Annotated in this window: 5 protein-coding genes; 1 reads left to right on the top strand and 4 read right to left on the bottom strand. The window is 29.2% G+C overall.

Features of this window, described 5'->3' with window-relative positions; all coding sequences use genetic code 11:
• Nucleotides 1–297: 297 nt before the first annotated feature.
• Nucleotides 298–1,467 carry a GmrSD restriction endonuclease domain-containing protein gene (locus F1592_RS04515; protein ID WP_049949217.1) on the top strand — a complete coding sequence of 390 codons (1,170 nt, stop codon included), beginning with the start codon at nt 298–300 and terminating at the stop codon, nt 1,465–1,467.
• A gap of 192 nt (nt 1,468–1,659) precedes the next feature.
• On the opposite strand, the gene F1592_RS04510 is transcribed toward F1592_RS04515, so the two are convergent.
• The 4 genes from F1592_RS04510 to F1592_RS04495 all read right to left on the bottom strand — a co-directional run bounded on the left by F1592_RS04510 (nt 1,660) and on the right by F1592_RS04495 (nt 3,543).
• Nucleotides 1,660–1,752 carry a type I toxin-antitoxin system Fst family toxin gene (locus F1592_RS04510; RefSeq protein ID WP_001791613.1) on the bottom strand — a complete coding sequence of 31 codons (93 nt, stop codon included), beginning with the start codon at nt 1,750–1,752 and terminating at the stop codon, nt 1,660–1,662.
• Nucleotides 1,753–1,918: 166 nt separating this feature from the next.
• Nucleotides 1,919–2,266 (bottom strand): ArsR/SmtB family transcription factor, encoded by a 348-nt coding sequence (locus tag F1592_RS04505; protein ID WP_031886465.1) that lies wholly within the window; start codon nt 2,264–2,266, stop codon nt 1,919–1,921.
• Between the two features lie 17 nt (nt 2,267–2,283).
• Complete coding sequence (locus F1592_RS04500) at nt 2,284–2,901, bottom strand: CadD family cadmium resistance transporter (RefSeq protein ID WP_031886466.1); 618 nt, start codon at nt 2,899–2,901, stop codon at nt 2,284–2,286.
• Between the two features lie 111 nt (nt 2,902–3,012).
• A complete protein-coding gene (locus tag F1592_RS04495) occupies nt 3,013–3,543 on the bottom strand; it encodes a GNAT family N-acetyltransferase (RefSeq protein WP_031886467.1) in 531 nt (176 codons plus the stop codon).
• Nucleotides 3,544–3,812 lie beyond the last annotated feature (269 nt).

The following is a 3,812-nucleotide window of genomic DNA, read 5'->3' as shown; positions in this document are numbered from 1 at the left end:
AACTTTATGTCCCGGACTCTTTCTTATTTATAAAGTTAAAACATTCTCATATAGCAAGTAAAATAACAGTTGCGATAATTTCAACAACTTAATTTGTATGATTAGGGTGTACACTAAACGTACAATTCCAATAAAAATACGAATAAAATATCAAAGCAGCTTAAATAAGCTGCTTTACATTTTTGTGACACTTTTTGTATGTATTTTACTTTTTATAAAATGCTGCTAAAAAATATTGACTTTTTAACATCTTAGAATTACTCTTAAATTAACAAGCAGCAAAAGGGGTTAGTGAGTATGTCAATTAGATTAAATAAAAAATTAAATGAAAATGCATTTAATGATCCTACTAAAGAAACTATCCAAAAATCAATTAACCAATTATGTTCTGATGTCGATTCAGGCCAAGTTATTATGCCAATCTTTCAGCGCGATTTATCTTGGACAACCGAAAAGAAAATAGACTTATACAATTTTCAATTAGGAGGTTTTGCTCCGGTTTCTCCTATTTCAATGAATAGAATTGGTCCTAAAAGTAAGGGGATGCCCCATGTAAAGCTATTAAGTAGAACTGAAATAGAAGAATTGAATGAAGGTAGTCTAAGTGTGATAGATGGGCAACAAAGGATTTCAACGAATTATCAAGCTTATTCAAATGATGAATCAATACAAGAAATAGCGCTAGATTTAACTAAAGGGAAATTTGTCAATTTAAAAGAAAAAAAACCGAGTAAAAATCAAATCCCCGTTGGTGTTTTATACAATAAAGATCCTGAGATCTATACTGAGTATCTTAGATTAAATCCGAAATTAGCAGAATTTTCTGTATCATCTATTCTAGGACAAATACGCACCAAATTTTTTAATTATTTTTATACCATTAACTATGCTCAAGACTTATCTGGTGAAGAACAAATCGAATGGTTTGACGTTCTAAACTTGGCAGGTAGTAGAGTTCCTGACCTTCAAATGAAGCTCACTAAATTACAAATAAAAGGCTTGGATTTTTATAAAGAATACTCCAATGTTTTCAGAGATAGATTGGAAATGGCCGGACTTGACCATTTATTTATACAAAAAAATACAGAGGTGTCTATACCTTTAGCCACACTAAATTCTGCTTTTGAAATAGTGAGTGGTAAAAAAAACCATGCTTTAAATTACAGTCCTATCCCGTCAGATGCCAAAGATTCTTTTTTAAACGAACTAGAGCTCGATCAATTAAGAAAGTGTTTTAAAATGACATTAGACGGCTTAAATGATGCCTTGAACTTTATTGAAATTAATAGTCTAAAAGAACCATCAAGAATTGATTATATTTCCTATTTATCTGGGTATTTCACCTATAATAAGAATACTTCTAACACTTCTATCCAAAACGTTATAAATTGGTATAATAATACCAACTTTGGAAATAAATCTAATCAAAAAAGACGAGAACTGTATAATGAATTATTAATTTGTTAAAGCTCAACAACTAAAGTAATCTTTCATAGTTTTCTGTCGCAAACAGTATTAATTAACTGTTTTTGCATTCCTCTACTAACCAGTGTTATAATCTAGATAACGAAAATGATTAACAATTAATGCACCAATCCCCACACTACTGCAATAGTGTGGGGATTTTTTTCGATGCTGGCTTATAAAGTCGCCTATTAATTATTTGTTGCGTTTACTAAGCCAATAAGTATAATACGCAACAGCACAGCCACTGATGACTGGTGCTATGATGTGAACGAAAATGATTAGCAAAGTAATGCACCTCCTCTCTTCGTCAATTGACGCCTGAGAGATAGGCGACTCTATTATTATACCATCTGTGAATATACAAGCATATCTACTTCCGATAAGTCATTTTATGTTATATCTTTGCTTATTTTTATAGTATCAAGACAAGAAGAAACTCGTTTCACTCGTTTCAAAATCCCTCTTGATTTTTACAGAAAAAATCTTTAATTTCATCGTCTTTAATAAAATAATAAGCCATCTTTCCATCTTTCCAAAAATCAAGAACATCATTTTTATACAAAAGTCTTAAGTGATGTGATGTAGAAGCAACACTCATATTTAATATCAAAGAAATATCACAAACACATAACTCATTTTCCTTAATCAAAGATAATATGATTTTTAACTTCTTTTCATCACATATTTTTTGAAAAATACTAAGTAGTTTTTGTGATTTATCATCTTCTAAAAAATTCAAAGCATTATTCACTTTATCCTCATGAATACAGATCACATCACAAGTATTTGCCTTGCCCATATAAACCACACCTTAATTTAAAATATAAACCCAATTATTGTTTGAATTGTATTATTTTCAATAATAATAAATAACCCTAAACCAATATAAATAACAGCCATTATCCAACGACTAAACTTCTCTACAATTTCACCAACACCTGAAATATTAGCCAATTTTTGTGCTGTATATACTAAAACAAAAATCAATATTAAAAATACAAGAAGAGTAACTAATAAGTCGACAATATCTAAAGTCACAAAGTAAGGAACAAAAAGCCCAATATTATCTGCACCACAACTAGCAACTGTAACCAAAGCAACAATACCGACTAATTTTGACAACCCTTTTTCATCCAATTCTTTTTTAGCTCTTTTTTCGCCCTCACAATCGTCGTAAATAGCAACTTTAATACCTAAGTAAATCGGTATTAAACCTAATAAACCCAACACCCATTTTTCCGGAACATAATTCAAAACAAAAGCTAGAAATAAACTAACTAATATTAAAATTACAGAACCTAAATATTGTCCGATATAAATATCTCGATATTCTTTTCTAGTATTTGCTCTAGCAAAAAATATTAATAGTATTACCAACAAATCTACTGCTGTAGCAATATATAAAACAGCAGCAGTAATCACAGTCGAAAACATAAAGCACCTCATTCAAAAATATTTTTGAATATATTGTAGCTTATATTTAGAAAAAATCATAGATGCTTTATCTAATCGGTAGACTTAAAAGGCCTGAGATAAATAAATTTTTCATTCAAAAAAAGCATTTGAATACTGAATTAATCCAGATGTTTTATCCAAAGCATTTTTCTTTAATTCAATAGCCATCAAAAATTCATCTGGTACTTCAAAAGGTGCTTGAATACACCATTTAGAAGCTTTTTTAAACCCGAATTTTGGATAATATTCTGAATGTCCCATTACTATAACTGACTCAAAATTAAGCTTTCCCGCTATTTCTAATGATTTTTGTATTAAACTTTGTCCTACGCCTTTATTTTGATAATTAGGTAAAACAGAAACAGGTGCTAAAGCTAATGATTCTATAAATTTCTCATCTTTAACAATAAAAATTTTAGATAACAATATATGACCTATAATTTTATCTCTATGCAATGCTACTAAAGATAAATCTGGAATAAACTCATCAGAATTTCTCAAACTCGCAACTAATCTATGTTCACTGTGATCACTATATTCTTCATTGGCAAACGCTTCTTTTACAACTTCTTCTGTAAACTTATAATCTTCTTTTTTTTCTTTCCTAATAATAAAATTCATTTTTTCTCCTTATACTAAATCTTATTTAAGTTACAAGATTTATAAAATATCTTTAACAAAATTTATCACAATAGTTATCGCTTTACAGGTCTATTTTTCATCGTTATAATCTAGTTAATTCCCGTAAGGGCGTACTTATACGTTTGTTCCAAACGGTGCAAAAACCATAATCGACCTTCGTCGTTTTTTTATTTCAAAAATAAAGAAAAGGCTTGATATATTCCGAGCAGTTATAAAAATTAATTTTTATTTAATATTGCTACTACATT

It is taken from the genome of Staphylococcus sp. GDX7P312P (assembly GCF_008385775.1).
GTDB lineage: Bacteria > Bacillota > Bacilli > Staphylococcales > Staphylococcaceae > Staphylococcus > Staphylococcus haemolyticus.
Note: the sequence above shows the minus strand (reverse complement) of the source record. Positions and strands in the feature narration are given on the sequence as shown.

Bases quoted from the DNA above. Each gene is read 5' to 3' on its own strand.
- F1592_RS04500 (WP_031886466.1), bottom strand. From the start codon at position 2,901: ATGTTTTCGACTGTGATTACTGCTGCTGTTTTATATATTGCTACAGCA.
- F1592_RS04495 (WP_031886467.1), bottom strand. From the start codon at position 3,543: ATGAATTTTATTATTAGGAAAGAAAAAAAAGAAGATTATAAGTTTACA.
- F1592_RS04515 (WP_049949217.1), top strand. From the start codon at position 298: ATGTCAATTAGATTAAATAAAAAATTAAATGAAAATGCATTTAATGAT.
- F1592_RS04505 (WP_031886465.1), bottom strand. From the start codon at position 2,266: ATGGGCAAGGCAAATACTTGTGATGTGATCTGTATTCATGAGGATAAA.